The 26,621-nt window shown below is 68.8% G+C and carries 27 protein-coding genes; 10 read left to right on the forward strand and 17 right to left on the reverse strand.

The annotated features are described in order from the left end of the window. The 9 genes from WG903_RS02645 to argS all read right to left on the reverse strand — a co-directional run bounded on the left by WG903_RS02645 (position 1) and on the right by argS (position 8,585). The gene (locus WG903_RS02645) at positions 1–1,029 is read right to left on the reverse strand and encodes an RNA methyltransferase (protein WP_340072645.1); all 1,029 of its coding nucleotides are present in this window, start codon (positions 1,027–1,029) and stop codon (positions 1–3) included. After that, positions 1,029–1,415 (reverse strand): putative toxin-antitoxin system toxin component, PIN family, encoded by a 387-nt coding sequence (locus WG903_RS02650; protein WP_340072646.1) that lies wholly within the window; start codon positions 1,413–1,415, stop codon positions 1,029–1,031. Before WG903_RS02650 ends, WG903_RS02645 begins: the two co-directional genes overlap by 1 nt. After that, positions 1,412–2,593, reverse strand: coding sequence for a THUMP domain-containing class I SAM-dependent RNA methyltransferase (locus WG903_RS02655; protein WP_340072647.1), 1,182 nt, complete (start codon positions 2,591–2,593; stop codon positions 1,412–1,414). The genes WG903_RS02650 and WG903_RS02655 overlap by 4 nt, the downstream gene beginning before the upstream one ends. After that, the gene (locus tag WG903_RS02660; protein ID WP_340072648.1) at positions 2,590–4,116 is read right to left on the reverse strand and encodes an RNA polymerase factor sigma-54; all 1,527 of its coding nucleotides are present in this window, start codon (positions 4,114–4,116) and stop codon (positions 2,590–2,592) included. Before WG903_RS02660 ends, WG903_RS02655 begins: the two co-directional genes overlap by 4 nt. A 15-nt stretch (positions 4,117–4,131) precedes the next feature. Continuing rightward, complete coding sequence (lptB, locus tag WG903_RS02665) at positions 4,132–4,920, reverse strand: LPS export ABC transporter ATP-binding protein (RefSeq protein ID WP_445263570.1); 789 nt, start codon at positions 4,918–4,920, stop codon at positions 4,132–4,134. Then, on the reverse strand, positions 4,917–5,525 hold the full coding sequence (gene lptA / locus WG903_RS02670; RefSeq protein WP_340072649.1) for a lipopolysaccharide transport periplasmic protein LptA: 609 nt from the start codon (positions 5,523–5,525) through the stop codon (positions 4,917–4,919). The genes lptB and lptA overlap by 4 nt, the downstream gene beginning before the upstream one ends. A 99-nt stretch (positions 5,526–5,624) precedes the next feature. After that, positions 5,625–6,263, reverse strand: coding sequence for a thiol:disulfide interchange protein DsbA/DsbL (locus WG903_RS02675; protein WP_340072651.1), 639 nt, complete (start codon positions 6,261–6,263; stop codon positions 5,625–5,627). A 13-nt stretch (positions 6,264–6,276) separates the two neighbouring features. Then, a complete protein-coding gene (locus tag WG903_RS02680; protein WP_340072652.1) occupies positions 6,277–6,909 on the reverse strand; it encodes an SPOR domain-containing protein in 633 nt (210 codons plus the stop codon). A 2-nt stretch (positions 6,910–6,911) separates the two neighbouring features. Continuing rightward, positions 6,912–8,585, reverse strand: coding sequence for an arginine--tRNA ligase (gene argS / locus WG903_RS02685; RefSeq protein WP_340072653.1), 1,674 nt, complete (start codon positions 8,583–8,585; stop codon positions 6,912–6,914). A gap of 91 nt (positions 8,586–8,676) precedes the next feature. Here argS and WG903_RS02690 point away from each other — a divergent pair, with 91 nt between their 5' ends. Continuing rightward, positions 8,677–9,093: a PsiF family protein gene (locus tag WG903_RS02690; protein WP_340072654.1), complete on the forward strand. Its 417-nt coding sequence runs from the start codon at positions 8,677–8,679 to the stop codon at positions 9,091–9,093. Positions 9,094–9,140: 47 nt separating this feature from the next. On the opposite strand, the gene WG903_RS02695 is transcribed toward WG903_RS02690, so the two are convergent. Both WG903_RS02695 and WG903_RS02700 read right to left on the reverse strand, forming a co-directional pair. Next, complete coding sequence (locus tag WG903_RS02695; RefSeq protein WP_340072655.1) at positions 9,141–9,587, reverse strand: DUF2214 family protein; 447 nt, start codon at positions 9,585–9,587, stop codon at positions 9,141–9,143. After that, positions 9,584–10,495 carry a LysR family transcriptional regulator gene (locus WG903_RS02700; RefSeq protein WP_340072657.1) on the reverse strand — a complete coding sequence of 304 codons (912 nt, stop codon included), beginning with the start codon at positions 10,493–10,495 and terminating at the stop codon, positions 9,584–9,586. The genes WG903_RS02695 and WG903_RS02700 overlap by 4 nt, the downstream gene beginning before the upstream one ends. An 85-nt stretch (positions 10,496–10,580) precedes the next feature. On the opposite strand from WG903_RS02700, the gene WG903_RS02705 reads away from it, so the two are divergent. The 3 genes from WG903_RS02705 to WG903_RS02715 are packed head-to-tail and all read left to right on the forward strand — an operon-like array spanning position 10,581 to position 15,027. Next, positions 10,581–11,258, forward strand: coding sequence for a haloacid dehalogenase type II (locus WG903_RS02705; protein WP_340072658.1), 678 nt, complete (start codon positions 10,581–10,583; stop codon positions 11,256–11,258). A gap of 32 nt (positions 11,259–11,290) precedes the next feature. Then, on the forward strand, positions 11,291–13,489 hold the full coding sequence (locus tag WG903_RS02710; protein ID WP_340072659.1) for a malate synthase G: 2,199 nt from the start codon (positions 11,291–11,293) through the stop codon (positions 13,487–13,489). A gap of 59 nt (positions 13,490–13,548) precedes the next feature. Next, positions 13,549–15,027 carry a sensor histidine kinase gene (locus WG903_RS02715; RefSeq protein WP_340072660.1) on the forward strand — a complete coding sequence of 493 codons (1,479 nt, stop codon included), beginning with the start codon at positions 13,549–13,551 and terminating at the stop codon, positions 15,025–15,027. Here the strand turns inward: WG903_RS02715 and WG903_RS02720 are convergent. Then, positions 14,999–15,694: a glutathione S-transferase family protein gene (locus tag WG903_RS02720; protein WP_340072661.1), complete on the reverse strand. Its 696-nt coding sequence runs from the start codon at positions 15,692–15,694 to the stop codon at positions 14,999–15,001. The genes WG903_RS02715 and WG903_RS02720 overlap by 29 nt on opposite strands. Next, positions 15,691–16,281 carry a glutathione binding-like protein gene (locus tag WG903_RS02725; protein ID WP_340072662.1) on the reverse strand — a complete coding sequence of 197 codons (591 nt, stop codon included), beginning with the start codon at positions 16,279–16,281 and terminating at the stop codon, positions 15,691–15,693. Before WG903_RS02725 ends, WG903_RS02720 begins: the two co-directional genes overlap by 4 nt. Before the next feature lie 75 nt (positions 16,282–16,356). Here WG903_RS02725 and WG903_RS02730 point away from each other — a divergent pair, with 75 nt between their 5' ends. From WG903_RS02730 to WG903_RS02750, 5 genes are all read left to right on the forward strand, one after another. Continuing rightward, positions 16,357–17,262 (forward strand): LysR family transcriptional regulator, encoded by a 906-nt coding sequence (locus tag WG903_RS02730; RefSeq protein ID WP_340072663.1) that lies wholly within the window; start codon positions 16,357–16,359, stop codon positions 17,260–17,262. Continuing rightward, positions 17,259–17,468 carry a cysteine-rich CWC family protein gene (locus tag WG903_RS02735; RefSeq protein WP_340072664.1) on the forward strand — a complete coding sequence of 70 codons (210 nt, stop codon included), beginning with the start codon at positions 17,259–17,261 and terminating at the stop codon, positions 17,466–17,468. Before WG903_RS02730 ends, WG903_RS02735 begins: the two co-directional genes overlap by 4 nt. Beyond that, on the forward strand, positions 17,465–18,901 hold the full coding sequence (locus tag WG903_RS02740; protein WP_340072665.1) for a DHA2 family efflux MFS transporter permease subunit: 1,437 nt from the start codon (positions 17,465–17,467) through the stop codon (positions 18,899–18,901). The genes WG903_RS02735 and WG903_RS02740 overlap by 4 nt, the downstream gene beginning before the upstream one ends. Before the next feature lie 4 nt (positions 18,902–18,905). Continuing rightward, positions 18,906–19,667: a class II glutamine amidotransferase gene (locus tag WG903_RS02745; protein ID WP_340072666.1), complete on the forward strand. Its 762-nt coding sequence runs from the start codon at positions 18,906–18,908 to the stop codon at positions 19,665–19,667. 79 nt (positions 19,668–19,746) lie between these two features. After that, the gene (locus WG903_RS02750) at positions 19,747–20,268 is read left to right on the forward strand and encodes a hypothetical protein (RefSeq protein WP_340072667.1); all 522 of its coding nucleotides are present in this window, start codon (positions 19,747–19,749) and stop codon (positions 20,266–20,268) included. On the opposite strand, the gene gshB is transcribed toward WG903_RS02750, so the two are convergent. Beyond that, positions 20,262–21,206 carry a glutathione synthase gene (gene gshB / locus WG903_RS02755; RefSeq protein WP_340072668.1) on the reverse strand — a complete coding sequence of 315 codons (945 nt, stop codon included), beginning with the start codon at positions 21,204–21,206 and terminating at the stop codon, positions 20,262–20,264. The genes WG903_RS02750 and gshB overlap by 7 nt on opposite strands. 72 nt (positions 21,207–21,278) lie before the next feature. On the opposite strand from gshB, the gene WG903_RS02760 reads away from it, so the two are divergent. After that, positions 21,279–21,989, forward strand: coding sequence for a glutathione binding-like protein (locus WG903_RS02760; RefSeq protein ID WP_340072669.1), 711 nt, complete (start codon positions 21,279–21,281; stop codon positions 21,987–21,989). Here the strand turns inward: WG903_RS02760 and WG903_RS02765 are convergent. The 3 genes from WG903_RS02765 to WG903_RS02775 all read right to left on the reverse strand — a co-directional run bounded on the left by WG903_RS02765 (position 21,986) and on the right by WG903_RS02775 (position 26,620). Then, a complete protein-coding gene (locus tag WG903_RS02765) occupies positions 21,986–23,857 on the reverse strand; it encodes a potassium transporter Kup (protein ID WP_340072670.1) in 1,872 nt (623 codons plus the stop codon). The two genes, WG903_RS02760 and WG903_RS02765, sit on opposite strands and share 4 nt — an antisense overlap. A 121-nt stretch (positions 23,858–23,978) precedes the next feature. After that, complete coding sequence (gshA, locus tag WG903_RS02770; RefSeq protein WP_340072671.1) at positions 23,979–25,265, reverse strand: glutamate--cysteine ligase; 1,287 nt, start codon at positions 25,263–25,265, stop codon at positions 23,979–23,981. Positions 25,266–25,339: 74 nt separating this feature from the next. Then, positions 25,340–26,620: a glutamate-5-semialdehyde dehydrogenase gene (locus WG903_RS02775; protein WP_340072672.1), complete on the reverse strand. Its 1,281-nt coding sequence runs from the start codon at positions 26,618–26,620 to the stop codon at positions 25,340–25,342. Position 26,621: the final 1 nt, after the last annotated feature.

Raw genomic sequence — 26,621 nt, forward strand, 5'->3', positions numbered from 1 at the left:
CTAGCGCGGGGAAGGCGCGAAGGTCACGGGCTGCTCGATCGACCGGGCGCGCAACTGCCCGCAGCCGCCGTCCACGTCCTGCCCCGCCGAATGGCGCAGCTTGGTGAGGATGCCGCGCCGGTGCAAGGTGCGCGCCATGTCGGCGGCACGCTCCCACGAGGGACGGCGGAAGTCGAGTCCGTCGACCCGGTTGTAGGGGATCAGGTTCAGCACGCCGTACTTGCCCTTGAGCAGCTGCACCACGCCTTCGACTTCGTCCTCGCCGTCGTTGACGCCTTCGAGCAGCGTCCACTGGTACTGGATCGGGTAGCCGCTGGCGCGTGCATAGGCTTCACCGCGTTCGACTAAGTCGGCAGCGGTCATGCGCGGCGCGCGCGGCAAGAGGCGCTCGCGCAATTCTGGTCGCGTGGTATGCAGCGACAAGGCCAGCGCGGGTTTCACGCGCTGCTGCGGCAGGCGCTCGAACACGCGCGGGTCGCCGACGGTGGACAGCACCAGGTTCTTGTGGCCGATCTTGCCCGCGGTGCCGAGCAGGTCGATCGCCTCGAGCACCTCGTCCAGGTTGTGCGCGGGCTCGCCCATGCCCATGAAGACCACCTTGCGCACGTCGCGGCGGCGGCGCGCCAGCACGACCTGCGCCACCATCTCGGCGCTCCCGAGCTGGCGCAGCAGCCCGTCGCGCCCCGTCATGCAGAACCCGCAGCCCACGGCGCATCCGACCTGCGACGAGATGCACAGTCCCCCGCGCGGCAGCAGCACGCTCTCCACCGTCTGGCCATCGGCGAGCGCGACGAGCAGGCGCTCGGAACCATCCTCGCCGGGGTGCGCGGACGCCACGCGTGCGAGGCCGTCGAGCTCCGCCTCGATGGCCGGCAAGGCGTCGCGCAGCGTGCGCGGCAGGAAGTCCTCGACGCGCCGGCGGCCGCTGTCCTGCGGCAGCGCCTGCGACCACAGGCGCAGCACCCGAAACTCGTGCGAAGGCCCCGCGCCCGCCGCGCGCAGCCGTTGCCGCAGCTCCGAGATGCGCATCACAGGCTCCGCGCGACGGCGAGCTTGCGCCGCAGCTTGAGCACCTGCGCGTCCTTGGACAGCAGGAGCGCGTCGTGCGCGACGGCGAGGTCGATGAACTTCTGGTCGTCGGGGTCGCGGCACTTCACCGTCGCCGCCGGCGGGCAATCGACCAGCATCGCGTGTTCGTCGAACGCGGCGAGGACCTCGTCGGTCGAGACATTCACCGCGGTCATGCGCGCGCCGATCTGCTCATAGGACAGGACACTGGCCAGTTCGTCGCGCATCGCCGCGGTGCCGAGCCACGTCACCTTCCGGGCGGCCAGCGACTCGCGCAGCGCGTCGACGCCCGGGTCGCGGAACACCCACAGGTCCAGCACGATGTTGGTATCGAGCACCAGCTTCACGCCTGCTTCCTCGCCGAGCCCTTGACCATGTCGAAGCGGAACAGCCGGCATTCGATCGGCCCGTTCCACATCGGCACGCGGCGCGATTCCTTCAGGCGCATGCGCGAAGGCAGCTTCAAATCGGGCGTCAGCACCCACGCCGTCCAGCCCGCGTAGTGCGCCTTCCAGTGCGCGGCCAGCTGCACGAAGAAATCGCCGTCGCCTTCGGTCTGCGCGCGTTCGCGCCCGGCGACGCCCGCTGCCTCGATACGCTCGCCGTACGGCGGGTTGACCAGCATCACGCCGGGCGTGTCCGAGGGCGGCATGCGCTGCAGCGCATCGCCGCCGCGCAGGTTCACCACTGCGTCGACGCCGGCGCGTTCGGCGTTGCGCCGCGCGAAGTCGACCATGCGGAACGCGACGTCGCTGCCGAAGATGGGCACGGGCGACGCGCGGTGCTGCGACTTCGCCTCCTCGCGCAGCCGCTCCCAGGCTGCTTCCTCGAAAGGCAGCAGGTTCTCGAAGCCGAAGTACCGCTCCAGGCCCGGCGCGTAGCGGCAGGCGATCTGCGCGGCCTCGATCACGATGGTGCCGCTGCCGCAGCACGGGTCGTACAGCGGCACGCTCGCATCCCAGCCGCTGGCAGCGATCATCGCGGCGGCCAGTGTTTCCTTCAGCGGGGCGTCGCCCTTGTCCTCGCGCCAGCCGCGCTTGAAGAGCGGCTCACCCGAGGTGTCGATGTACAGCGTGGCGTGGTCGGCGGTGAGGTGCGCGTAGACGCGCACGCGCGGCCACTGGGTGTCGACGTCCGGCCGCGCGCCCTTCCTCTCGCGGAAGCGGTCGGCGATCGCGTCCTTCACCTTCAGCGCGGCGAAGTTCAGGCTCTTCAGCGGGCTGTGCTGCGCGGTGATCTCGACCTTGAAGCTGTCGCGCGTCGTGAACCAGGCCTCCCACGCGACGCCGCCCGCGATCGCATAGATGTCGCCTTCGTCGCGGTAGGGCGCATGCGCCAGTTGCACCAGCACGCGCTGCGCGAGACGGCTGTGCAGGTTCAGCGCCAGGGCGTCACGCCAGGACGCGCGCAGGGTCACGCCCGCCCTCTGCGACTGGACGGGGCCGGACACGATGCGCGCGACCTCGGCGGCGAGGAATTCCTCGACGCCCGCCGGGCACGGCAGGAAGAGTTGCAGGTCGTTCAAAGGGCCTTGCGCAGGTTGGCCGGGGCGATGCGCAGCGCCTCCCGGTACTTCGCGACGGTGCGGCGGGCGCACTCGATGCCCTGCTCCTTGAGCATCTCGGAGATCTGGCTGTCCGACAGCGGCTTCTTCTCGCTTTCGCTGGCCACGAACTGCTTGATCAGCGCGCGCACGGCAGTGCTCGACGCGTTGCCGCCCGTCTCCGTGCCCAGCGCCGAGCCGAAGAAGTACTTCAGCTCGAAGGTGCCGTAGGGCGTGGACATGTACTTGGCCGTGGTCACGCGGCTGATGGTGGACTCGTGCAGCCCGAGCTCGTCGGCGATCTCGCGCAGCACCAGCGGGCGCATCGCGAGCTCGCCGTGGACGAAGAAGTTCTTCTGGCGCTCGACGATGGCATTGGACACGCGCAGGATGGTGTCGAAGCGCTGCTGGATGTTCTTGATGAACCAGCGCGCCTCCTGCAGGCGCTGCTGCAGCGCCTGGTGGCCTTCGCCCTTGTGCGCCTTGAGGGCGCCCGCATACACGTCGTGCACGCGCAGGCGCGGCATCACGTCCGGGTTCAGTTGCACGCGGAATTTCAGGCTGCCGCCGCGGCCGGCCTTGGTCACCAGCACGTCGGGGACGACGATGTTGCGTTCGGTGTCGACGAAGCGGCGGCCCGGCTTCGGTTCCAGCCGCGTGATCAGCGTGATGGCCGCGCGCACATTGGCGTCGCTTTCGCCCGTGACCTGCGCCAGCCGCTTGACGTCGCGCCGCGCCAGCAGGTCGATGGGCTGCGCGCAGATGCGGATCGCGGCGCCCGTGGCCGGCGTGTCGTCGCCCGCCGCCTCGATGGCCTTGAGCTGCAGCGTGAGGCATTCGCCCAGCGAGCGCGCGCCCACGCCGGTCGGGTCCAGGCTTTGCAGCAGGTGCAGCGCCACGGTGAAGCGGTGCACGAGCTCCTCGCGCTGCTCCTCGTCGACGGGCGACAGCGACGCCGCCAGCGCCTCCAGCGGCTCCTCGAGGTAGCCGTCGTCGTTGAGCGACTCGATGAGGAACTGCAGCGAGCAGCGGTCTTCCTCGCACAGGCGCAGCGACAGCGCCTGGCGGTGCAGGTGGGCTTGCAGCGACTCGTGGCCGTGCGCCAGTTCGGTCGCGTCGACGTCGTCGTCCGACGATCCGTTCTTGCGCGGCGTGGCGTCGCCGCCCCACTCGCCGTCGTCGGCCACCATCTCGGTGCTGCCGTCGCCGTCCCAGTCGGGCGCTTCCACCTCGGTCGCGGGCGCGTCGGTGTCGGGGCCGTCGTCGTGCAGGGACCCGTGGTTGCCGAACTCGTCGTCGCCCGCCGGCGGCGCGTCCACCACGCCGAGGCCCGGGTCCTCGCGCGATTCTTCGGTGTTGACCTCGAGGAAGGGGTTGTCGTCGAGCATCTGCTCGACTTCCTGCGCCAGTTCCATGGTGGACAGCTGCAGCAGGCGGATGGACTGCTGCAGCTGCGGCGTCAGCGCCAGGTGCTGGGAGACGCGAAGCGACAGGCCCTGTTTCATACTGCTGTGCCCGCTCTACATTCGGAAGTGCTCGCCGAGATACACGCGGCGCACGTCCGCGTTGTTCACGATCTCGGAAGGCGTGCCCTGCGCGAGCACGGCGCCGTCGCTGATGATGTAGGCGTGGTCGCAGATGCCCAGCGTCTCGCGCACGTTGTGGTCGGTGATCAGCACGCCGATGCCACGCGACTTCAGGAAGCCGATGATGCGCTGGATCTCGATCACGGCGATCGGGTCGATGCCCGCGAAGGGCTCGTCCAGCAGGATGAAGCGCGGCTGCGTCGCCAGCGCGCGCGCGATCTCGACGCGGCGCCTCTCGCCGCCGGACAGCGCCAGCGCGGGCGAATCGCGCAGGTGGTCCACGCGCAGGTCCTGCAGCAGCGCCGTCAGGCGCTTTTCGATCTCGGCCCGCGCCAGCGGCGCGCCCTGCTCGTCGCGCTGCAGCTCCAGCACGGCCCGCACGTTCTCCTCGACATTGAGCTTGCGGAAGATCGACGCTTCCTGCGGCAGGTACGACAGGCCCAGGCGCGAGCGGCGGTGGATCGGCATGTGCTCGACCGAGCGGTCGTCGATGGAGATCTCGCCCGCATCGGCGCGCACCAGGCCGACGATCATGTAGAACGACGTGGTCTTGCCCGCGCCGTTGGGCCCCAGCAGCCCGACCACCTCGCCCTTGTCGACGTCGAGCGAGACGTCCTTGACCACCTTGCGGCTGCCGTAGGTCTTCTGCAGGTGCCGCGCCGACAGGCGGCTGACGCCCGCTTCGGGCGCGGCGCGGCGCCCGACCGTGGCGGCCTCGATCACTTCCTGCCCCCGTCGAAGGTGGTGCTCGGGCGCAGGTTGGCCGCCGGGCTGTTGGTGGCGGCGGGCGCGGACGCGGTGGGCCTGGGCGTGAGCACGGCGCGCACGCGGCCGCCCATCGCGGGGCTGGCCGGGCCGCCGTCGACCGAGAACACGTCGGTGCTGTTGTCGTAGGTGATGAGGCTGCCCACCACCTCGTCGGCCAGCGTGCCGCCGCGGATGCGCCGCATCTCGGCGCGCTTGATGAACTTCACGCGGTCGGCCTTGCCGTCGTACTCGATGGTCTCGCCCTCGCCCTCGATGTACTCGTCGATGCCGTCGCGCTTCTGGCGGTAGAAGGCGAGCTTGCCCGGTTCGGCCGTGACCACGCCGTACTGGTAGCCCTCGCCGTCCTGGCGCACGTCGATGCGCGCGCCGCGAATGAGGATGGAGCCCTTGGTGACGACGACCTTGCCGGTGAAGACGCTGGTCTGCTTCAGGTCGTCGTACTTGAGCGCGTCCGCCTCCACGTTCATCGGCTTGGCGCGGTCGGCCTTTTCGGCGGCGGCGGGCACGCCGGCCAACGCCAGCGCCAGTGCAAACCCGAAGGGGGAAAGGAGTTGCTTCATAAAGGCACGAATCTTGCTGGGCATTCTAACCATGCGCAGGCCCGAAACCTGCATGCCCACGCGAAGAACGCGTGCCGGGGGCGGTTTTTCTACGCGCCGCTAGCGCGGCTTGCGCGCCTCGCCGATCAGGTAATCCACCACCTGCAGCATCCGGCCGTGGTTGCTGGCGAGCGTCGAATCCGTGTAGTAGCGGCCGACGACGCCCATGGACGGCACGCCTTCTACTTCGTACAGGTTCTGGATGTCGGTGGCCCGGCGCGCCTTGGCCGAGATGGCGAAGGAGTTGTACAACTCGGTGAACTTCGCGGCGTCCAGGCCCTGCTTGCCGACCCAGTCGGCCATGGTCGCCAGGCGCGTGAGGTCCACGTTCTCCTTGTGGATCGCATCGAAGATCTTCACGTGCAATTCGCCCGCCTTGCCCATCGCCTCCAGCGCGTAGAACAGGCGCTGCTGCGGGACCATGTTGTCGCGGAAGGCCGCCGGGATGCGGCGCAGGACGACGTCGTCGGGCAGCTTGCGGCTCCAGGCCTGCAGGGTCGGCTCGAACGCGTTGCAGTGCGGGCAGCTGTACCAGAAGAAGTCGATCACCTCGATCTTCGGCAGCGGAGTCTCGACCGGGACCGTGCGCGGCAGCGTGCGGTACTCGCGCCCGTCCTCGGGCACGCGCGCCTGCGCCAGGACGGCGGCCGGAGAAGCCAGCACCGCGGCGGCGCCCAGCGAAAACTCACGTCGTTTCATCGGCACGGATTCCTTATCTCTGCACGCGCACCAGCGCGCTTTCGATGCCGCCGGCTTCCAGCTTTTCCTTCTGGCGGTCGGCGTCTTCCTTCTTCTCGTACGGCCCAACGCGCACGCGGAACACCTGCCGGCCCGATTGCTCGCGCTCGGTGACCTTGGCGTCCAGGCCCATCAGCGAAAGCTTCGCGCGCTGGGCTTCGGCGTCTTCCGGCGTGCGGAACGCGCCGGCCTGCACGTAATAGATGAAGGGGTCGGTGTTGGCCGAGGCGCGCGCCGCGGCGAAGTCGCCCAGCGGGTCGTTCGACGGGCGGCCGGTCACCGCCGGCGGCGCCTTGTCGGGCGCGGCCGAAGGCGCGGGGATGGTGGCCACCGGCGGCGCGCCCGGCGTCTTGGCCGGGTCCGCGACCTGCGGCGTGGGCGCGGTGCCCTTCGCGGGGTTCTTGCCGTACAGCGGCGCGTTGGGGTCCCAGTCGCGGTTCTTGCGGATCTCGGCCGCGTCCTGTTCGGGCGTGCGGCTCTGGCCCTTGTTCAGGAAAGGCACCGGCACCTTGGTGACGTACACCGCCACGGCCAGCGCAGCGGCCAGGCCCAGCACGACCCCGATGATGATGCCGACGATGACGTTGCCGGTCTGCAGCTTTCTCATGTTCACATCTTCTGCGGGGCGCTGACGCCCAGCACAGCCAGGCCATTGTGCAACACCTGCGCGCACGCGGCGACGAGCGCCAGCCGGGCTCGCTTGAGCCGCTCGTCGTCGACGAGCACGCGCTCGACATCGTAGTAGCTGTGCAACGCTGCCGCCAATTCCCGCAAGTAGAAAGTGACGTCGTGCGGCGCGAAGTCCGTGGCGGCGGCGGCCAGCATGTCCGGATACTTCGCGAGCAGCAGCATGAGGTTTAGCGCCGCGGGATGCTGGAGCGCGGAAAGATCGGCGCCGTGCAGCGCCGCGACGTCGCCACCCCAGTCGCGCTGCATCTTGGCAATGCGCGCATGCGCGTACTGCACGTAGTACACCGGGTTGTCGTTGTTCTGCGCCACCGCGAGGTCGACGTCGAAGGTGTACTCGGTGTCGGGCTTGCGCGAGAGCAGGAAGAAACGCACCGCGTCCTTGCTGGTCCACTCGATCAGGTCGCGCAGCGTGACGTAGCTGCCGGCGCGCTTGGAGATCTTCACCTCCTCGCCGCCGCGCATCACGCGCACCATCGTGTGCAGCACGTAGTCGGGGTAGCCCTGCGGGATGCCCAGGCCCGCCGCCTGCAGGCCGCCGCGCACGCGCGCGATGGTGCCGTGGTGGTCGGTGCCCTGGATGTTCACCGCCTTGGTGAAGCCGCGCTCCCACTTGGTCACGTGGTACGCCACGTCGGGCACGAAGTAGGTGTACGTGCCGTCGGACTTGCGCATCACGCGGTCCTTGTCGTCGCCGTACTCGGTGGTTCGCAGCCACAGCGCGCCGCCTTCCTCGAAGGTGTGGCCCGAGGCGACGAGGCGCTTCACGGTCGCCTCCACCTTGCCTTCCGTGTACAGGCTCGACTCGAGGAAGTAGTGGTCGAACCTGACCTGGAAGGCCTGCAGGTCCAGGTCCTGCTCGTGGCGCAGGTAGGCCACGGCGAACATGCGGATGCCCTCGAGGTCGTCGACGTTGCCGCTGGCGGTGTATTCGCGGTCGTCGGCCTTCACGGTCTGCTTCGCGAGGAAGGCGTCGGCGATGTCCTGGATGTACTCGCCGTTGTAGGCGGCCTCGGGCCATTGCGCATCGCCCGGCTTGATGCCGCGCGCACGCAATTGCACCGAATTCGCGAGCGTCGCGATCTGCACGCCCGCGTCGTTGTAATAGAACTCGCGGTACACGTCCCAGCCCTGGGTGGCGTACAGGTTGCAAATGGCATCGCCCAGCGCCGCCTGCCGGCCGTGCCCCACGTGCAGGGGACCGGTGGGGTTGGCCGACACGAACTCGACCATGATGTGGCGGCCGTTGTCCGGCTGCGTGCCGAAGCCCGCTCCGGCCACCAGCACCTCGCGCACCACCTGCTGCTTGGCTTCGGGCTTGAGGCGGATGTTGAGGAAGCCCGGGCCGGCGATGTCGATGGCCTCGACCCAGCGCTGGAACGGCGCCGCCGCCAGCAGTTCGGACTTCAGTGCCTCCGCGACCTGGCGGGGGTTCTGCTTGAGCGGCTTGGCCAGCTGCATCGCCGCCGTCGACGCGAAATCGCCGTGCGCGGCGGCCTTGGGCGACTCGAACGCCGCCTTGGCGCCGGCGCCCGGCAAGAGCTTGTCCAGCCCGGCGGCCAGCGCGCCGAGCAGGTCCTGTTTCACCTGGAGCATCGGTCGATTCTAAGAGGCGGTCATCCCCCGGGCCGGCCGGGGCGTTAAGGATGGGCCGCCCTTTCGCGGCACCCACCTGAAGGAGACAGCCATGAAGCAATTGATGCCGATCCTCGTCCTCGGTGCCGCTCTCGCAGCAGGCAACGCCTTTGCCGCCAGCCACGCCGGCGCCGCCATGGGCACCGCCTCCGGCGCCAAGCCGGCTCCCGCCGCCAAGGCCGCGGCTTCCGCGCCGGCCGCGAAGGCAGCCGCCCCGATGGCCGCCGCATCGGCCGACAAGCCGATGACCAAGCAGCAGACCAAGATGGGCGACTGCAACGCCGACGCCAAGGAAAAGAACCTCAAGGGCGACGAGCGCAAGAAGTTCATGAGCACCTGCCTGAAGGGCAAGAGCGACGCGCAGAAGGCCCAGCAGGCCAAGATGAAGTCCTGCAACAAGGACGCCGGCGACAAGAAGCTCAAGGGCGACGAGCGCAAGAAGTTCATGAGCACCTGCCTGTCCGCCTGAGGCAGCGCGCTCCCGCAAGAGGCCCGCTTCGGCGGGCCTTTTTCATGTCAGCCGCCGCGCGCGAGGAACACGGCTGCCAGCGGGATCAGCGCCACGATGTGCGCCTGGACCATCACCCACTTGCGGGCCGTGCGCACCTCGTCCTCGGGCGGCAGCGCGCCGGTCGCGGCGAGCTGGCGGCGCCAGCGGATGAACAGGATCGTGGGCTTGATCGACATCAGGCCGACGGCGATGAAGAGCGCCAGCTTCAGGTGCAACAGCGGCTGGTGCCAGTACCAGCTCGTTCCCTTCACGCCCCACCACGTGCGCGCCACGCCGGTTGCCAGCACGGTGATCGCGGCGATGCCGTAGACGCGGTCGACCACGCCGAGGCGCTCGACCACCTTGGCGTTCATCCACTCCACGCGGCACAGCGCCGCCTCGCTGGAAATGAACACGACGAGCGTGAGGATGGCGAGCAAGTGGGCGTAGGCGAGCAGGGCTTCGAGGGTCATGGGGTGGTCTTCCAGAAGTCGGGCCGACTGTAGTGGTGCTTGAGGAAATCGATCCACAGGCGCACGCGCAGCGGCAGGTGCTTGCGCTGCGGGAACAGTGCGTAGATGCCGTTGGGCGGCGCGGCGAAGGCGGCGAGCACTTCGACGAGCCGGCCGGCGGTGATCTCGTTCTCCACTTCCCAGGTGCTGCGCCACGCGATGCCCATGCCGGCCAGGCACCAATCGTGCAGCACCTGGCCGTCGGAGCAGTCCAGGGGCCCGCCGGGCTTCAGGTGCACGACCTCGCTGTCGATGGTGAAAGCCCAGCCGCGCGTCTGCGAAGCATCGGAGGACAGCGTGAGGCAATCGAACTTGACGAGGTCGTTGGGATGCTTCGGCGTGCCGTGGCGCTTGAGGTATTCCGGCGTCGCGACGCACAGGCGCCGGTTGTCGGCCAGTCGCAGCGACACGAGGGATGAATCGGCGAGGTCGCCCACGCGCACGGCGCAGTCGTAGCCTTCGGCGGCGATGTCGATCACGCGGTCGCTGAGGTTGAGCGACACCGTCACGTCCGGGTGCGCGCCGCGAAAACGCGGCACCAGCGGCGCGACGTGGCGCCGCCCGAAACCGGCCGGCGCCGTGATCCGCAAATGCCCGCTGGCCTTGACGCCGCCGGCGCTGACGCTGGCTTCGGCATTGGCCATGTCGGTGAGCAAGCGCTGGCAGTCCTCCAGGAAGGCCGCGCCTTCGTGGGTCAGCGAGATGCGCCGCGTGGTTCGCACGAACAGCTTCACACCCAGCCGCTCTTCCAGCGCATCGATGCGCCTGCCCATGATGGCCGGCGCCACGCCCTCGGCCCGGGCGGCCGCGGTCAGGCTGCCGCGGGTGGCCACCGAGACGAAGGATTCCAGCTGCTTGAGCTTGTCCACGGAGGCGATTATGTATGCGCAGCGCACAAATCAATCGCCTTCGAGCGTATGAATAGGCGTCCAAGTATCAAATAGAGTCTCGTCCATGGACCAACCCCGGGCCGTGCTTTTCGATGCCTACGGCACGCTGTTCGACGTGTACAGCGTGGGCCTGCTCGCGGAACAACTCTTTCCGGGCCAAGGCACGGCGCTGTCGGTGCTGTGGCGCGACAAGCAGATCGAGTACACGCGCCTGGTCACGACCAGCAACGACGGCGCGCACTACCGGCCGTTCTGGGACCTGACGCGCGCCGGCCTGCGCTTCGCGTGCAAGCGCCTGGGCCTGGAACTCGCGCCCGCCGCCGAAGAACAGCTGATGAACCAGTACCGGCACCTGTCGGCGTTCCCCGAGAACCGCGAGGTGCTGGCGGCGCTGAAGAAGCGCGGCGTGGTGACGGGCATCCTGTCCAACGGCGACCCCGAGATGCTCGGAATCGCCGTGCGCAGCGCGGGCCTGGAGGAACTGCTCGACCACGTGATCAGCGTCGATGCGGTCCGGAAGTACAAGACGCACCCCGACGCCTACGCGCTCGGCCCCAAGGCCACCGGCATCCCGGTGCAGCACACCGCGTTCGTGAGCTGCAACGCGTGGGACGCGCTCGCCGCCACCTGGTACGGCTACCGCACGCTGTGGGTCAACCGTTACCGCGTGCCGTTCGAGGAGCTGGGCACGCAGCCCACGCGCACCGGCAGCACGCTGCGCGACGTGCTCGAATTTTTCTGAACCCCTGTTTCGTTTCCCAAGGAGAGACCGACATGACGACCGCCCGCACCCGCCTGCATGGCCTGGAAGTGGCGACGGAGCTGTTCCGCTTCATCGAGGACCGCGTGCTGCCCGGCACCGGCGTGGACAGCATGCGCTTCTGGAAGGGCTTCGACGCGATCGTCAAGGACCTGGCGCCGCGCAACATCGCGCTGCTGGCCGAGCGCGACCGCCTGCAGAAGGAGCTGGACGTGTGGCACAAGGCCAACCCCGGCCCGATCCGCGACATGGCGGCCTACCGCGGCTTCCTCGAGCAGATCGGCTACCTCGTCACGCCGCCGGCCGACGTGCAGGCCACGACCGCCAACGTCGACGCGGAACTCGCGCTGCAGGCCGGTCCGCAACTCGTCGTGCCGATCCTGAACGCACGCTACGCCCTCAACGCCGCCAACGCGCGCTGGGGTTCGCTGTACGACGCGCTGTACGGCACCGACGTGATCGACGAGCGCGGCGGCGCCGAGAAGTCGGGCGGCTACAACCCGGCGCGCGGCGCCAAGGTGATCGCCTTCGCCCGCAAGTTCCTCGACGAGGTCGCGCCGCTCGCGCACGGCTCGCACGCGCAGGCCACCGGCTACCGCGCCGAGGGCGGCAACCTGTCGGTGACGCTGGACAACGGCGCGACCACGGGCCTGAAGGCGCCCTTCCAGTTCGTCGGCTACCAGGGCGACGCCGGCAACCCGTCCTCGATCCTGCTGCAGCACAACGGCCTGCACGTGGACATCCGCATCGACCGCTCGACGGCCATCGGCAAGACCGACGCTGCGGGCGTGCACGACGTCGTGGTCGAAGCGGCGCTCTCGACGATCCTCGACCTCGAGGACTCGGTCGCCGTCGTCGATGCCAGCGACAAGGTGCTGGCCTATGACAACTGGCTGGGCATCCTCAAGGGCAACCTGACGGAGGAAGTGAGCAAGGGCGGCAAGACCTTCACGCGCGGCCTCAACGCCGACCGGCGCTACAAGGGCCCGATGGGCGGCGAAGTCGTGCTGCACGGGCGCTCGCTGCTGTTCGTGCGCAACGTCGGCCACCTCATGACCAACCCGGCGATCCTGTGGAACAACGGCAAGGAAATCCCGGAAGGGATCCTGGACGCGGTGATCACGACGACCATCGCGCTGCACGACCTGCAGGGCCGCAACCCCAATGGCATTCGCAACACGCGCACCGGCTCCGTGTACATCGTCAAGCCCAAGATGCACGGCCCGGCCGAAGTGGCGTTCGCGAGCGAGCTGTTCCTGCGCGTCGAGCAGCTGCTCGGCCTGCCCGCCAACACGGTGAAGCTCGGGATCATGGACGAGGAGCGCCGCACCAGCGTGAACCTCAAGGCCTGCATCGCCGAGGCCGGCGCGCGCGTCGCGTTCATCAACACCGGTTTCCTCGACCGCACCGGCGACGAGATGCACACCGCGATGTACGCGGGCCCCATGTACCGCAAGGGCGACATGAAGACCAGCGCCTGGATCCAGGCCTACGAGAAGAGCAACGTGCTGGTGGGCCTGCAGTGCGGCCTGCGTGGCCGCGCCCAGATCGGCAAGGGCATGTGGGCCATGCCCGACCTGATGAAGGCCATGCTGGAGCAGAAGGTGGCGCACCCGAAGGCCGGCGCCAACACGGCGTGGGTGCCGTCGCCGACGGCCGCGACGCTGCACGCCCTGCACTACCACCAGGTCAACGTCGCGAACGTGCAGAAGGAGCTGGAGGCGATCGACGCCGAGGCCGAGCGCGAGAACATCCTGAACGGCCTGCTCACGGTGCCCGTGGTGGCCGAGGCGAAGTGGTCGCCCGAGGAGCGCCAGCAGGAGCTGGACAACAACGTGCAGGGCATCCTGGGCTACGTGGTGCGCTGGATCGACCAGGGCATCGGCTGCTCCAAGGTGCCGGACATCCACAACGTCGGCCTGATGGAAGACCGCGCGACGCTGCGCATCTCCTCGCAGCACGTCGCCAACTGGCTGCAGCACGGCGTGGTGACGCGCGAGCAGGTGCAGAAGACCTTCGAGCGCATGGCGGCCGTGGTGGACAAGCAGAACGCCGGGGACAAGCTGTACCAGCCGATGGCGGGCCACTTCGAGACGTCGGCTGCCTACAAGGCCGCGTGCGACCTGGTGTTCAAGGGCCGCGAGCAGCCTTCGGGCTACACCGAGCCGCTGCTGCACGCCTGGCGCCTGAAGGTGAAGGCCGGCACCGCCTGACGGCTGGAGCGTTTGCGCTACATTGGTCGCGCGCCGCGCCCGCCGCGGCCGCGTGACCCATGACCGCGTACCGTTCCCTCTTCGTCGACAGCCCGCTGGCGATGGCGGTCTACGACCCCCAGTCGCTGCGGATCGTGGCCGTCAACGCCGCGGCGCTGGCGATGTACGGCTTCTCCGAGGAGGAGTTCCTCGCCAAGAAGATCGACGAGCTCAGGCCCGAGGAAGACCGCGAGTCCTGGCACCGCGAGGTCTACTCGGCGCCCGTGAAGGGCTTGCGCCGCTACAGCGCGCGCCACCGGCGCAAGGACGGCTCGATGATCTGGATCGACGCCGCCGCCAACGACATCCAATACCAGGGCAGTCCCGCGCGTGTGGTCGCTTACACCGACGTGACGGCCGTGCGCGAGAGCCAGCGCATGCTGGCGGCGCTGATGGGCAACCTGCCGGGCATGGCCTACCGCTGCCGCAACGATCCGCAATGGACGATGGAGTTCGCCAGCGAAGGCGCCTTCGCGCTCACGGGCCACCGCCCCGACATGCTGCAGTCCGGCGCGATCCAGTACGGCGACCTGATCCACCCGGACGACCGGCAGCGCGTGTGGGACGAGGTGCAGCGCGCCGTAGCCGCCGACGCGGCGTTCGAGCTCACCTACCGCATCACCGCCGCGAACGGCCAGGTGAAATGGGTGTGGGAACGCGGCTGCGCCGTGTCCGGCCCCGCCGGCCAGGTGGCCGCGCTGGAAGGCTTCATCTCTGACGTGACGGAGACGCGGCTCGCGCAGGACGAGGTCGCGCGGCTCAACGCCGAGCTGGAGCAGCGCGTGCAGCAGCGCACCGCGCAGCTCGAAGCCGCCAACGGCGAGCTCGAAGCGTTCGCGTATTCCATCGCGCACGACCTGCGCTCGCCGCTGACTTCCATCGACGGCTTCAGCCAGACGCTCGAATCGCTGTGCGACGGCCAGCTGCCCGAGCCCGGACCGCATTACCTGAGCCGCATCCGCGCCGGCGTGCGTCAGATGAGCGACCTCACCGACGCGATGCTGTCGCTGGCGCGCCTGTCGCGCGTGCAGCTGCGCTGGGAGCCGGTGGACCTGGCGCCGGCCGTGCGCGACGCCATCGACCTGCTGCGCGAGCAGGAACCGGGGCGCCAGCTGGCCCTGGAAGTCCCGCACCGCCTGCCCGCGCACGGCGACCCGCGCCTGCTGGCGCAGGTGATGACCAACCTCGTCGCCAACGCGTGGAAGTTCTCCGGCGGCAAGCCTCAGACGGAGATCCGCGTCGGCACCACGCTGGGCGAGCGCGGCGAGACGGTGTACTTCGTCGCCGACCGCGGCGCGGGCTTCGACATGGCGCATGCCTCACGCCTGTTCGGCGCCTTCCAGCGCCTGCACGCGCCTTCGGAGTTCGAGGGCACGGGCATCGGCCTGGCGCTGGTGCAGAAGATCGTGATGCGCCACGGTGGCCGCATCTGGGCGCAGGCGCGGCCCGGCGAGGGTGCGACCTTCTACTTCACGCTGGCGAGCGAGCCGCTGCGCTGAGCGCCGGCGCGATGCGGCGCGAGACCTCGCTGCCGCGCCCGATCAGGAACTGCGTGAGCAGCTGCGCGTAGTCGTCACTCGCGGCGAGCTGCACCGACTCGCGCTGCGCCAGCGCATCGCGCCAGGCGCGCACCTTCGGCAAGCCGTCGAAGAAGCCGTCCACGCCGAGCGCACCGAAGACCTCGAAGTAGCGGAACACGGGCGCGAACACGGCATCGACCATCGAGAAAGCCGCGCCGGCGAAGTACGGGCCCCGCGCGTCGAGCACCGCCTCGAGCTGCGCGAAGCGGGCGCGCAGCTCCTCGCGCTTCGCGTCGAGCACACGCGCGTCGACGGCGCCGTAGAACGCCGCGATGGTGTTGAGCACGGCCGAGCCGAACTCCATCCACGCGCGATGGCGTGCGCGCTGCAGCGGGTCGGCCGGGTGCAGGCGCGGCGCATGCACCTCGTCGAGGTACTCGCAGATCACCGCCGACTCGAAGACGGGTTCGCCATCGACGAGCAGCACCGGCGTCTTGCCCAGGGGCGACACCGCGCGGAACCAGTCCGGCTTGTCGGCCAGGTCGACCCAGCGCCGCTCGAACGGCACGCCCTTTTCGTGCAGCACGATGGCGGCGCGCTGCACGTAGGGGCACAGCTTGTGGCTGACGAGGACCAGCCGGCTCACTTCAGGCCCTCGGCGTCGAGCGCGGCGCGCACGAAGGGGCGCGCACGCACGCGGTCGATGTAGGCCGCGAGGCTCGGGTATTTCGCCGTGCTCAGGCCCACCCACGGGATCCAGTTGAGGATGGCGAACGCGTACGCGTCGGCGACGGTGAAGCGGTTCGTCGCGAGCCACTCGTGCTTGGCGAAGTGCGCATCGAGCTCGGCAAAGCGCGCCTGCAGCTTCTCGCGCACGGCCTTGGCGGTGGAGTCGGCGGTCTCCTTGTGGAACAGCCAGGGGCTGAACACCTTGTGCAGTTCGCTGGAGACGAAGGTGAGCGACTGGTTGACCAGGAAACGCTCGCGCGTTCCCGCAGGCGGGATCAACGCGCCGGCCGGCGCCAGGTCGCCGACGTGCTGCAGCAGCGCGGCGGCTTCCGTGTGCCGGCTGCCGTCGTCGAGTTCCAGCACCGGCACGTAGCCGCGCGGGTTGACGTCGCGGAACGAGGCCGCCGTGGGGTCGACCTTGACCAGCTCGAAGCGGGCGCCGGCCTCGCGCAGCGCGATGTGCACGGCCAGCGAGCAGTAGCCGGGGGTGAAATAAAGCTTCATGGCTTTTCCTTTCGGGGATGGTGGTTGGGGTGGAGGAACTGTAGGATTGCGCGGTCGCAATGAAAATACGCCGCCATGAAATCAGCCATTGCACGAACGCAATACCAACTCAGCGCCGCCGACCTCGAGGTGCTGCTCGCGCTCGCACGTGGCGGCACGCTGGCCGAAGCCGCGGCGCGCCTGCACGCCGACGCGTCCACGGTGTTCCGCTCCGTGCAGCGCGTGGAGAAGTCCCTGGGGCAGCGCCTCTTCGAGCGTTCGCGCAGCGGCTACCTGCCCACCGACACGACGCTGGAGATCGCGCGGCACGCGGAACGCATCGAAAGCGAGCTCGAAGCCGCGCGTGCCGCTGCCGTGGGCTCGCAGCGCGAGTTGTCGGGCCGCGTGCGCCTGACGACCACCGACTCGGTGCTGCGCGGGCTGGTGCTGCCGGCGCTGGCGCCGCTCGCGCGCGAGCACCCGCGCCTGCAGCTGGAAGTCACGTCGACCAACGAGCTCATGAGCCTCACGCGCCGCGACGCCGACATCGCGCTGCGCGCCACGCCCAAGCCGCCCGAACACCTGGTGGGGCGCCACGTCGGCACCATCCGCTTCGTCATCTGCGCCGGGCGCACGCTGCCGGCCGCCGCACGCAAGAAGGAATTCGAGGACCTGCCGTGGATCGCGCCCGATGACGCCATGCCCGAACACCCGTCCGTGCGCTGGCGCCGCCGCAGCTGGCCGAAGCTCGCGCCCGCGGTGCTGGTCGACGGCATCGTGGGCGTGGTCGACGCGCTCAAGGCCGGGCTGGGCATCGGCGTGGTGCCGCTTTTCATGCTCGACCATGAGCGCGAACTCGTCGCGCTGTCGACGCCGCTGGAGGGCTGCGAGTCGCAGCTGTGGCTGTTGGCGCACCCGGAGTCGCGCCACCTGCGCCGCATCTCGGCCGTGTACCAGCACCTCGGCGAGCACCTGCGCTTGCCGGATAAACTGAAGGCGTGAGTGCGCAGCCGCAAGTGACCCCCGGGCGCTGCCCCTTGTGCGGGCAGCCCAACCAGTGCGCGATGGAAACCGAGCGCATCACGGGCCAGAAGCAGCCGCCCTGCTGGTGCACGCAGGTCGACTTCGGCGCCGAACTGCTCGCGCGCGTGCCGCAGGACCAGAAGCAGCTGGCCTGCATCTGCCCCGCCTGCGCGAGGCCGCGTTGACGTCGGCCAACGCCGCCGACCTGGCGGCGCGCTGGGGCCCGCGCTACCGCTGGCTGCTCCTGCTCTCGGTGATGGTCGGCACGATGGCGTCGATCATGTCGTCGACCATCGTCAACGTCGCGATCCCCGAGATGAGCCACGCGTTCGCGCTCGGGCAGGAACGCGCGCAGTGGGTCAGCTCCGGTTTCATGGTGGCGATGACGGTGGCCATGCTCACCACGCCGTGGCTGCTCGGCCGCTTCGGCTACCGGCGCCTCTATGTGGCAACCATGCTGCTGCTGATGGCCGGCGGCATCGCGGGCGGCTTCGCGGCGAACTTCCCCGTGGTGCTCGCGGCGCGCGTCGCCGAGGGACTCGCCGCCGGCGCGGTGCAACCCATCCCCGCCATCATCATCCTGCGCGCCTTCGAGCCGCACGAGCAAGGCAAGGCCAGCGGCATCTTCGGCATGGGCGTGGTGCTGGCGCCGGCGATCGGGCCGTCCATCGGCGGCGTGCTGGTCGACCTGTTCGGCTGGCGCTCGATCTTCTTCATGGTCGTGCCGTTCTGCCTCGCCTCGCTGTGGCTCGCGTTCCAGTTCGTGCCGGACACGGCGCCCGGCGGCGCGGCGGCGGCTCGCGGCAAGCGCCTCGACTGGCTCGGCCTTGCGCTCGGCGCGGCGGGCACGCTGTGCCTGCTCAACGGCCTGGTCGAGCTGCACGGCGGCGGCGTGGCCGCCTGGCCGCTGCTCGCGGCCGCGGCGGGCGCGGTCGTGGGCTTCCTCGCCTGGCAGCGCCGCCAGATCGCGAGCGACGGCAACCCCCTGATGGACCTGCGGCTCTTCGGCGACCGGCGCTTCGCGATGGGCAGCATCGTCGCGTTCATCTACGGCACCGCGCTGTTCGGCTCGACCTACCTCCTGCCCGTCTACATGCAGCTGGGCCTGCAGCTCGCGCCCTCGCACGTCGGCACCATCCTCTTGCCCGCCGGCCTGATCCTCGCGGTCACGATGGCGCTGGTGGGGCGGCTGTCAGACCGCCTGCCGACGCACGTGCTGGTCTCCACCGGGCTCGTGATCCTCACGGCGTCGTTCGCGCTGATGGCGACCGTGCCCATGGCGCACCCGATCGTGCCGCTGGTGGCGTGGGCGATCCTCGGGCGCATCGGGCTGGGATTCATCCTGCCGTCGCTGAACATCGGCTCGATGCGCACGCTCGACAAGGCGCTGATCCCGCAGGGCTCCAGCGCCATCAATTTCCTGCGCATGCTGGGCGGCGCCACCGGTGTCAGCCTGTGCGGCATCTTCCTGGAGTGGCGAATCGCCGCGCACGGCGATTTGCTGACGAACCCCGTCACCACCGCGGCGCGGATCGCCGCCTTCGACGAGTCCTTCGGGCTGCTCGCGGCCCTGTGCGCCCTCGCGGTGGTCGCGGCCTGGCGGCTGCGGTCAGAATAGCGGCATGTGCCAGCTGCTCGGCATGAACTGCAACACGCCCACGGACGTGACGTTCAGCTTTTCCGGTTTCGCGCAACGTGGCGGCCGCACCGACCACCACGCCGACGGCTGGGGGATCGCCTTCTTCGAGGGCGTGGGGCTGCGCCACTTCGTGGACCACCAGCCCGCCTGCGACTCGCCGGTGGCCGAGCTCATCCGGCGCTACCCCATCAAGAGCCGCAACGTCATCGCGCACATCCGCAAGGCCACGCAGGGCGCCATCGCGCTGGAAAACTGCCACCCCTTCGTGCGCGAGCTGTGGGGCCGCTACTGGGTGTTCGCGCACAACGGCAACCTGGAGAACTTCCACCCGCGCCTGCATGCCGCCTTCCGCCCCGTCGGCGCCACCGACAGCGAGCGCGCCTTCTGCTGGCTGATGCAGGAGATGGCCAAGTCGCATGCCGGCGTGCCCGACATCGCGGAGCTCACGCTGACGTTGCGCGAGCTGGTGCCGGGCATCGCCAAGCACGGCACCTTCAACTTCATGCTGTCCAACGGGCAGGCGCTGTGGGCCCATTGCTCCACCAACCTGTTCTACATCGAGCGCAAGCACCCCTTCGCGCACGCGCAGCTGAAGGACGAGGACCTGAACGTGAACTTTGCCCGCAACACCACGCCCGACGACAAGGTGGCCGTGGTCGTCACCGCGCCCCTGACGGTGAACGAGGACTGGCAGCAGATGCGCCCGGGCGAGCTGCGCGTCTTCACCGACGGCCAAGCGGCTTAAGCCGCTTCAGCCATTTCCCTAAGGCCGCCGGGGCCCCGGCTGGTTTACTGCACCCAAGGAATGCCTTGGAGCCGTGAACATGTCGGATCGCGAAACTGAAATCGATTGGTCGGAAACGGCCACCTATGCTTTCGACGTCGTGTCCGCCGAGTTCGTGGTGGTGACCGCCGGCGGTGCGGACCTGAAGTGCTACGAGCCGCTGTCCGGCCTGCTCAGGCGCATGCACAAGGCCTTCGGCGTGGAGTTCGCCTTCATCGCCGAATGGGCCGGCGGCGACCCCGTGGTGCGGCGCACACCGCAAGGCAACGCGCCGGCATGCGACCCGCTGCAATGCGAGTACGGCCTGCGCCTGCTCGAAGGCGATGGCGCCCCCGAAGGCATGGCCTTCCACGCCGTGCCGGTGGCCACCGCCGACGGCGTGGTGCACGGTACGCTGTGCTGCTTCATGCCCGAGCGCAAGGGTGAAGGCGCGTCGCGGGCGCTGGGTTCGGTTGCGCAGCTGATCGCCGCGTGGTTCAACGAAGCCGACCTGTCGCTGTCGGGGCTGATGCCGCTGCGCGGCCACTCCATGATGGGTGGCCTGCCGATGACGATCTACTGAACCGCCCGTTCGAGCGCGTCGACGAACATCTTCGGCACGTCGAAGCCGGCCTGCTGCGTGATCTCCTGGAAGCAGGTGGGGCTGGTGACGTTGATCTCGGTCAGGTAGTCGCCGATCACGTCCAGGCCGACCAGCAGCAAGCCGCGCTGGTTCAGCACCGGCCCGAGCGCCTGCGCGATCTCGCGGTCGCGCGCCGAGACCGGCTGCGCCACGCCCTTGCCGCCCGCCGCCAGGTTGCCGCGGATCTCGCTGCCCTGCGGGATGCGCGCCAGGCAGAACGGCACCACCTCGCCGCCGATCACCAGCACCCGCTTGTCGCCCTGCGCGATCTCGGGCACGTAGCGCTGCACCATCAGCGTGGTCGTGCCCTGCCGGTTGAGCGTCTCGACGATGGAGCCCAGGTTCAGGCCGTCCTTGCCGACGCGGAAGATGCCCATGCCGCCCATGCCGTCCAGCGGCTTGAGGATGATGTCGCCATGGCGCTCGTGGAAGCGCTTCACCTCGGCCTCGTCGCGCGTCACTAGCGTGGGCGAGGTGTACTGCGCGAACTCCATGATCGCGAGCTTCTCGGGATGGTCGCGCAGCGCGGCCGGCTTGTTGAAGACGCGCGCGCCCTCGCGCTCGGCCTGCTCCAGCAGGTGCGTGGCGTAGAAGTACTCGGAGTCGAAGGGCGGGTCCTTGCGCATGAGCACGGCGCCGAACTGCTTGAGAGGGACGGCATGCGTGGCCGTGACCTCGAACCAGTCGTGCTCGCCGCCGGTCAGGCGGATCTCGCGCACGGTTGCGCTGACGGGCTTGCCGGACTCCCACACCAGGTGGCGCGGCTCGCAGGCGGCGATGCGGTGGCCGCGCCGCTGCGCCTCGCGCATCATCGAGAAGGTGGTGTCCTTGTAGGTCTTGAAGACCTCGAGCGGGTCGGCGACAAAGAGGATGTCCATGGCAGCGCATCAATGTCGCACAAATTTCCCTGCCTTGCGCGGGGCTTGCGCAATGCCCGGATACTTCGCCGCATGACCGACCTCAGCACCTTCCCCATCACGAAGAAGTGGCCCGCGCAGCACCCCGACCGCCTGCAGCTGTACTCGCTGCCCACGCCCAACGGCGTGAAGGTGTCGATCATGCTGGAGGAGACGGGCCTGCCCTACGAGCCGCACCTGGTGAACTTCGGCACCAACGACCAGATGACGCCCGAGTTCATCTCGCTGAACCCGAACAACAAGATCCCGGCCATCATCGACCCCAACGGGCCGGGCGGAAAGCCGCTGCCGCTCTTCGAATCCGGGGCGATCCTCGTGTACCTCGCCGACAAGATCGGCCAGCTGATGCCGAAGGACGCGGCGCGGCGCTACGAGACGCTGCAGTGGCTGATGTTCCAGATGGGCGGCATCGGCCCCTTCTTCGGGCAGGTCGGCTTCTTCGTGAAGTTCGCCGGCAAGGACTTCGAGGACAAGCGCCCGCGCGACCGCTACGTCAGCGAATCGAAGCGGCTGCTGGGTGTGCTGGACAAGCACCTGGAGGGCAAGCAATGGATCATGGGGGACGAGTACACGGTGGCCGACATCGCGAGCTTCCCGTGGATCCGCAACCTCGTGGGCTTCTACGGGGCGGGTGAGCTGGTGGGCTTCGACGAGTTCAGGAACGTGAAGCGCGTGCTCGATGCTTTCGTCGCACGGCCTGCCGTGCAGCGCGGGCTGAACATCCCCGCGCGCCCCGCCGCCTAAATCTCGATCTTGGAACCGAGCTCCACCACCGAGTTGTTCGGCAGGTGGAGGAAGTCGGCGGCGTTGCTGGCGTTGTGGTGCATCTGCGCGAAGAGCTTCTCGCGCCACGGCGCCATGCCGCTGCCGATGGTGGGGATCACCGTGTCGCGCGACAGGAAGTAGCTGGTCTTCATGCGGTCCAGGTCGCAGCCCTGGCCGCGGATCTGCTCCAGCGCGCGCGGCACGTCGGGATCGTTCTTGAAGCCGTAGTGCAGGATCACCTGCCAGCAGCTGTGGCCCAGCGGCTCCACCTCCACGCGCTTGTTGATGCCGATCCACGGCACCTCGTGGCTGCGCACGGTGACGAACAGGTTGTTCTCGTGCAGCACCTTGTTGTGCTTGAGGTTGTGCAGCATAGCGTTGGGCACGGTGCCCGGTTCCGCGGTGAGGAACACCGCCGTGCCTTCGACGCGCAGCGGCGGGCTGACGAACACGGCCTCGAGGAAGTCCTTGAGCGGGATCGCGTCGGACTTGAGCTTCTCGTTGAGGATGTTGCGGCCGCGCTTCCACGTCATCATCAGCATGAAGATGCAGCCGCCGATGGCCAGCGGGAACCAGCCGCCTTCGGCCAGCTTGAGCAGGTTGGAGGCGAAGAACGTGAAGTCGACGATGAAGAACCAGCCGGTGGCGGCGATGCACAGCGCCAGCGGGTACTTCCAGCCGTAGCGGATCACGAAGAACGTCAGCGTCGTCGTGATCAGCATGTCCATCGTCACTGCAATGCCGTAGGCCGCGCCCAGCGCCTCGGACGAGCGGAACAGCACCACGGCGAGCACGATCGCGACGAACAGGCCCCAGTTGACGAAGGCGATGTAGATCTGCCCCGTGTCGCGCACGCTGGTGTGCTGCACGTTCAGCCGCGGCAGGTAGCCCAGCTGGATCACCTGCTTGGTCACCGAGAACGCGCCCGTGATCAGCGCCTGCGACGCGACCACCGTCGCGGCGGTGGCCAGCACCACCAGCGGCAGCAGCGCCCACTCGGGCGCCATCAGGTAGAAGGGGTTCTTGGCCGCCTCGGCCCCGCGCTGCAGCAGCAGTGCGCCCTGGCCGAAGTAGTTGAGCGTGAGCGCCGGCATCACCACGCTGAACCAGGCGATGCGGATCGGCCGCTTGCCGAAGTGGCCCAGGTCGGCATACAGCGCCTCCGCGCCCGTCACGCACAGGATCACCGCGCCGAGGATCACGAACGTCGTGCCCGGGTTGTGGAACATGAACAGCAGCGCATGGTGCGGGCTGAGCGCCCCGAGGATCTGCGGGTGGTGAACGATGTGCGAGATGCCCAGCGCGGCGATCACGAAGAACCACACCAGCGTGACCGGCCCGAAGAAGCGCCCGATGCCCGCCGTGCCGTGCTTCTGGAAGGCGAACAGCAGGAACAGCACGCCTAGCGTGAGCGGGATCACCGCCTCCTTGAAGTGCGGCGAGATCACCTCCAGGCCTTCGACCGCTGACAGCACCGAGATCGCCGGCGTGATCACCCCGTCGCCATAGAACAGCGACGTGCCGAAGATGCCGATGCCCAACAGCCACTTGCGCAGCTCGGGCTTGTCCTTCACGGCCTGCGAGGCCAGGGCCAGCATCGCGATCAGCCCGCCTTCGCCGTTGTTGTCGGCACGCAGCACCAGCACGACGTACTTGATCGAGACGATGACCGTCAGCGTCCAGAAGAAGATGGACAGGACGCCGTAGACGTTGGGGATGGTGAAAGGCACGTGGCCCGTGCCGAACACGCTCTTGACGGCATACAGCACGCTGGTGCCGATGTCGCCGTAGACGACGCCGATGGCGCCGAGGGTCAGCGCCGCGAGCGAGGATTTCGAGTTCTGCACTGAACGACCCCGCTTCTTCGCGGCCTCCTCGGCCAGGGGCGGGGTTCCTATCCTTTGGGACCGCTATTGTGCGCCGCGGGAAGCCGGCCGGGCGGGCCGATTGTTGCGGCGCAGCAACGGCTCAGTCGTAGGTCTCCGCCTCGGGGTCGGTGGCCTCCAGCTCGTAGCTGGCGGCCAGCATGGCCAGGCGGCCGATCACCCCGTACATGTAGAAGCGGTTGGGCGCGCTGGCGCCCGGCCGTTCGCCCGGCTGGGGCAGGCGCGTGCTCTCGGCGAAGGCCAGGGGCACGAAGCGCGAGCCCGGCGCGTTGAGGTTCTCGTCGGTTCCGCGCTCGGCATGGATGCGGTAGAAGCCGCCCACGACGTAGCGGTCCATCATGTACACCACCGGCTCCGCGACGGCGTCGTTGATGCGCTCGGCGGTGAGCACGCCTTCCTGGATGATGACCTGGTGGACCTCCTGGCCGTCCTTGGTGACCGCCAACTTCTTGGTGCCCACCTGCTCGAGGTCCTTGACGTCGCGCACGGTCATGATGCCCATGCCCTGCGTGCCGTTGTCGGCCTTCACCACCACGAACGGCTTCTCGTTGATGCCGTACTCCTTGTACTTCTTGCGCACCTTGGTGAGCAGCGCATCGACGTTGGTCGTGAGGCAGTCCATGCCCGCGCCGTCGTTGAAATCGATCTCGCCGCAGATGTTGAACATCGGGTTGATCAGCCACGGGTCGATGCCGATCAGCTTGCCGAAGCGCTTGGAAACGTCCTCGTAGCTCTTGAAGTGGTTGCTCTTGCGGCGCACGGACCAGCCCGCATGCGGCGGCGGCAGCAGGTACTGCTCGTGGATGTCCTCGAGGATGCCCGGCGTGCCCGTGCTCAGGTCGTTGTTCAGCAGGATGGTGCAGGGGTCGAAATCCTTCAGGCCCATGCGGCGCCGGCTGCGCGCGACCGGCTCGATGGTGATCTTGTCGCCCATGGGCAGCGTGACCGTCCGCGGCTCCTTGAGCTCCGGGTCGATCGAGCCGATGCGCACGTTCAGCCCCGCCATGTGGAAGATGCGCTTGAGCTGCAGCAGGTTGGCCAGGTAGAACGTGCTGCGCGTGTCGTTCTCGGCGATGACCAGCAGGTTGCGGGCGTCGGGGCAGATCTTCTCGATCGCCGCCATCGCCGCCTGCACCGCCAGCGGCAGCATCTCGGGCGTCAGGTTGTTCCAGCCGCCCGGGAACAGGTTGGTGTCCACGGGCGCGAGCTTGAAGCCGGCATTGCGCAGGTCCACCGACGTGTAGAACGGCGGCGTGTGTTCCATCCATTCCAGGCGGAACCAGCGCTCGATGGCGGGCATGGACTCGAGCACGCGCTGTTCGAGCTCGTTGATGGGGCCGGTGAGGGCGGTGACGAGGTGGGGGACCATGGGGCGGCGGCCTTCTATCCAAAGATTCTATGGATATAAGGCCGACCCGGGCTGGCACAAGCCTTAGCTGGACCTTAGGCGCGCAACTCGCCGTTCCCCAGCACCACCCACTTCAGCGACGTCAGCCCCTCGATCCCCACCGGCCCGCGGGCGTGGAACTTGTCGGTGCTGATGCCGATCTCCGCGCCCAGGCCGAACTCGAAACCGTCGGCAAAGCGCGGGCTGGCGTTGACCATCACGCTGGCCGAATCCACCTCGCGCAGGAAGCGCTGCGCGTGGATATGGTCGGTGGTGACGATCGCGTCGGTGTGGTGGCTCGAGTAATGGTTGATGTGCGCGATGGCGGCATCCAGGTCGTCGACCACCTTCACGCTGATGATGGGCGCGAGGTACTCCTCGTACCAGTCCTGCTCGGTGGCGGCCTTCACGTTGGCGCCTTGCACCTTCGCCAGGATCGCGCGGCCTTCCTCGTCGCAGCGCATCTCGACCTTCTTCGCCGCAAAGATGGCGCCGATCTTCGGGAGGAACTCCGCCGCGACTTCGCGCGCCACGAGCAGCCCCTCGATCGCGTTGCAGGGGCTGTACTTCTGCGTCTTGGCGTTGTCGGCCACGCGCACGGCCATCTCGATGTCGCAGGGCGCGTCGACGTAGACGTGACAGTTGCCGTCCAGGTGCTTGATCACCGGCACCTTGGCGTCGCGGCTGATGCGCTCGATCAGGCCCTTGCCGCCGCGCGGGATGATGACGTCGACGAACTGCGGCATCGCGATCAGCTGGCCGACGGCCTCGCGGTCCGTCGTCTGCACCAGCTGCACCGCGTCCGCGGGCAGGCCGGCTTCCACCAGCGATTCCTGCACCAGCGCCGCGAGCACGCGGTTGGAATGGATGGCTTCGGAGCCGCCGCGCAGGATGCAGGCATTGCCGCTCTTGATCGACAGGCTCGCCGCCTCGATCGTCACGTTGGGCCGGCTCTCGTAAATCATGCCGAAGACACCCAGCGGCACGCGCATGCGGCCCACGCGGATGCCCGAGGGCTGCTGCTGCATGCCGATGATCTCGCCGATCACGTCCGGCATCGCCGCCAGTTGCTCGCAGCCTTGCGCCACGGTCTCGACGATCTTCGGCGTGAGCTTGAGGCGATCGACCATAGTCGCCGACAGGCCTTCGGCATACGCATGGTCGACGTCGCGGCCGTTCTCGTGCGCCAGCCGCTCCAGGCTCGATCGCAGTTTCGCGGCGAGGTTGCGCAGCGCCTGGTTCCGGGCGGCCGTGTCGGCGCGCGCCATCGCCGCGGACGCCTCGCGTGCGCGGGCTCCCATGGTCTGCATGTACTCGGCGATGTTCAGGGCGTTCACG

The organism is Ramlibacter sp. PS4R-6 (assembly GCF_037572775.1).
Taxonomy (GTDB): Bacteria; Pseudomonadota; Gammaproteobacteria; order Burkholderiales; family Burkholderiaceae_C; genus Ramlibacter.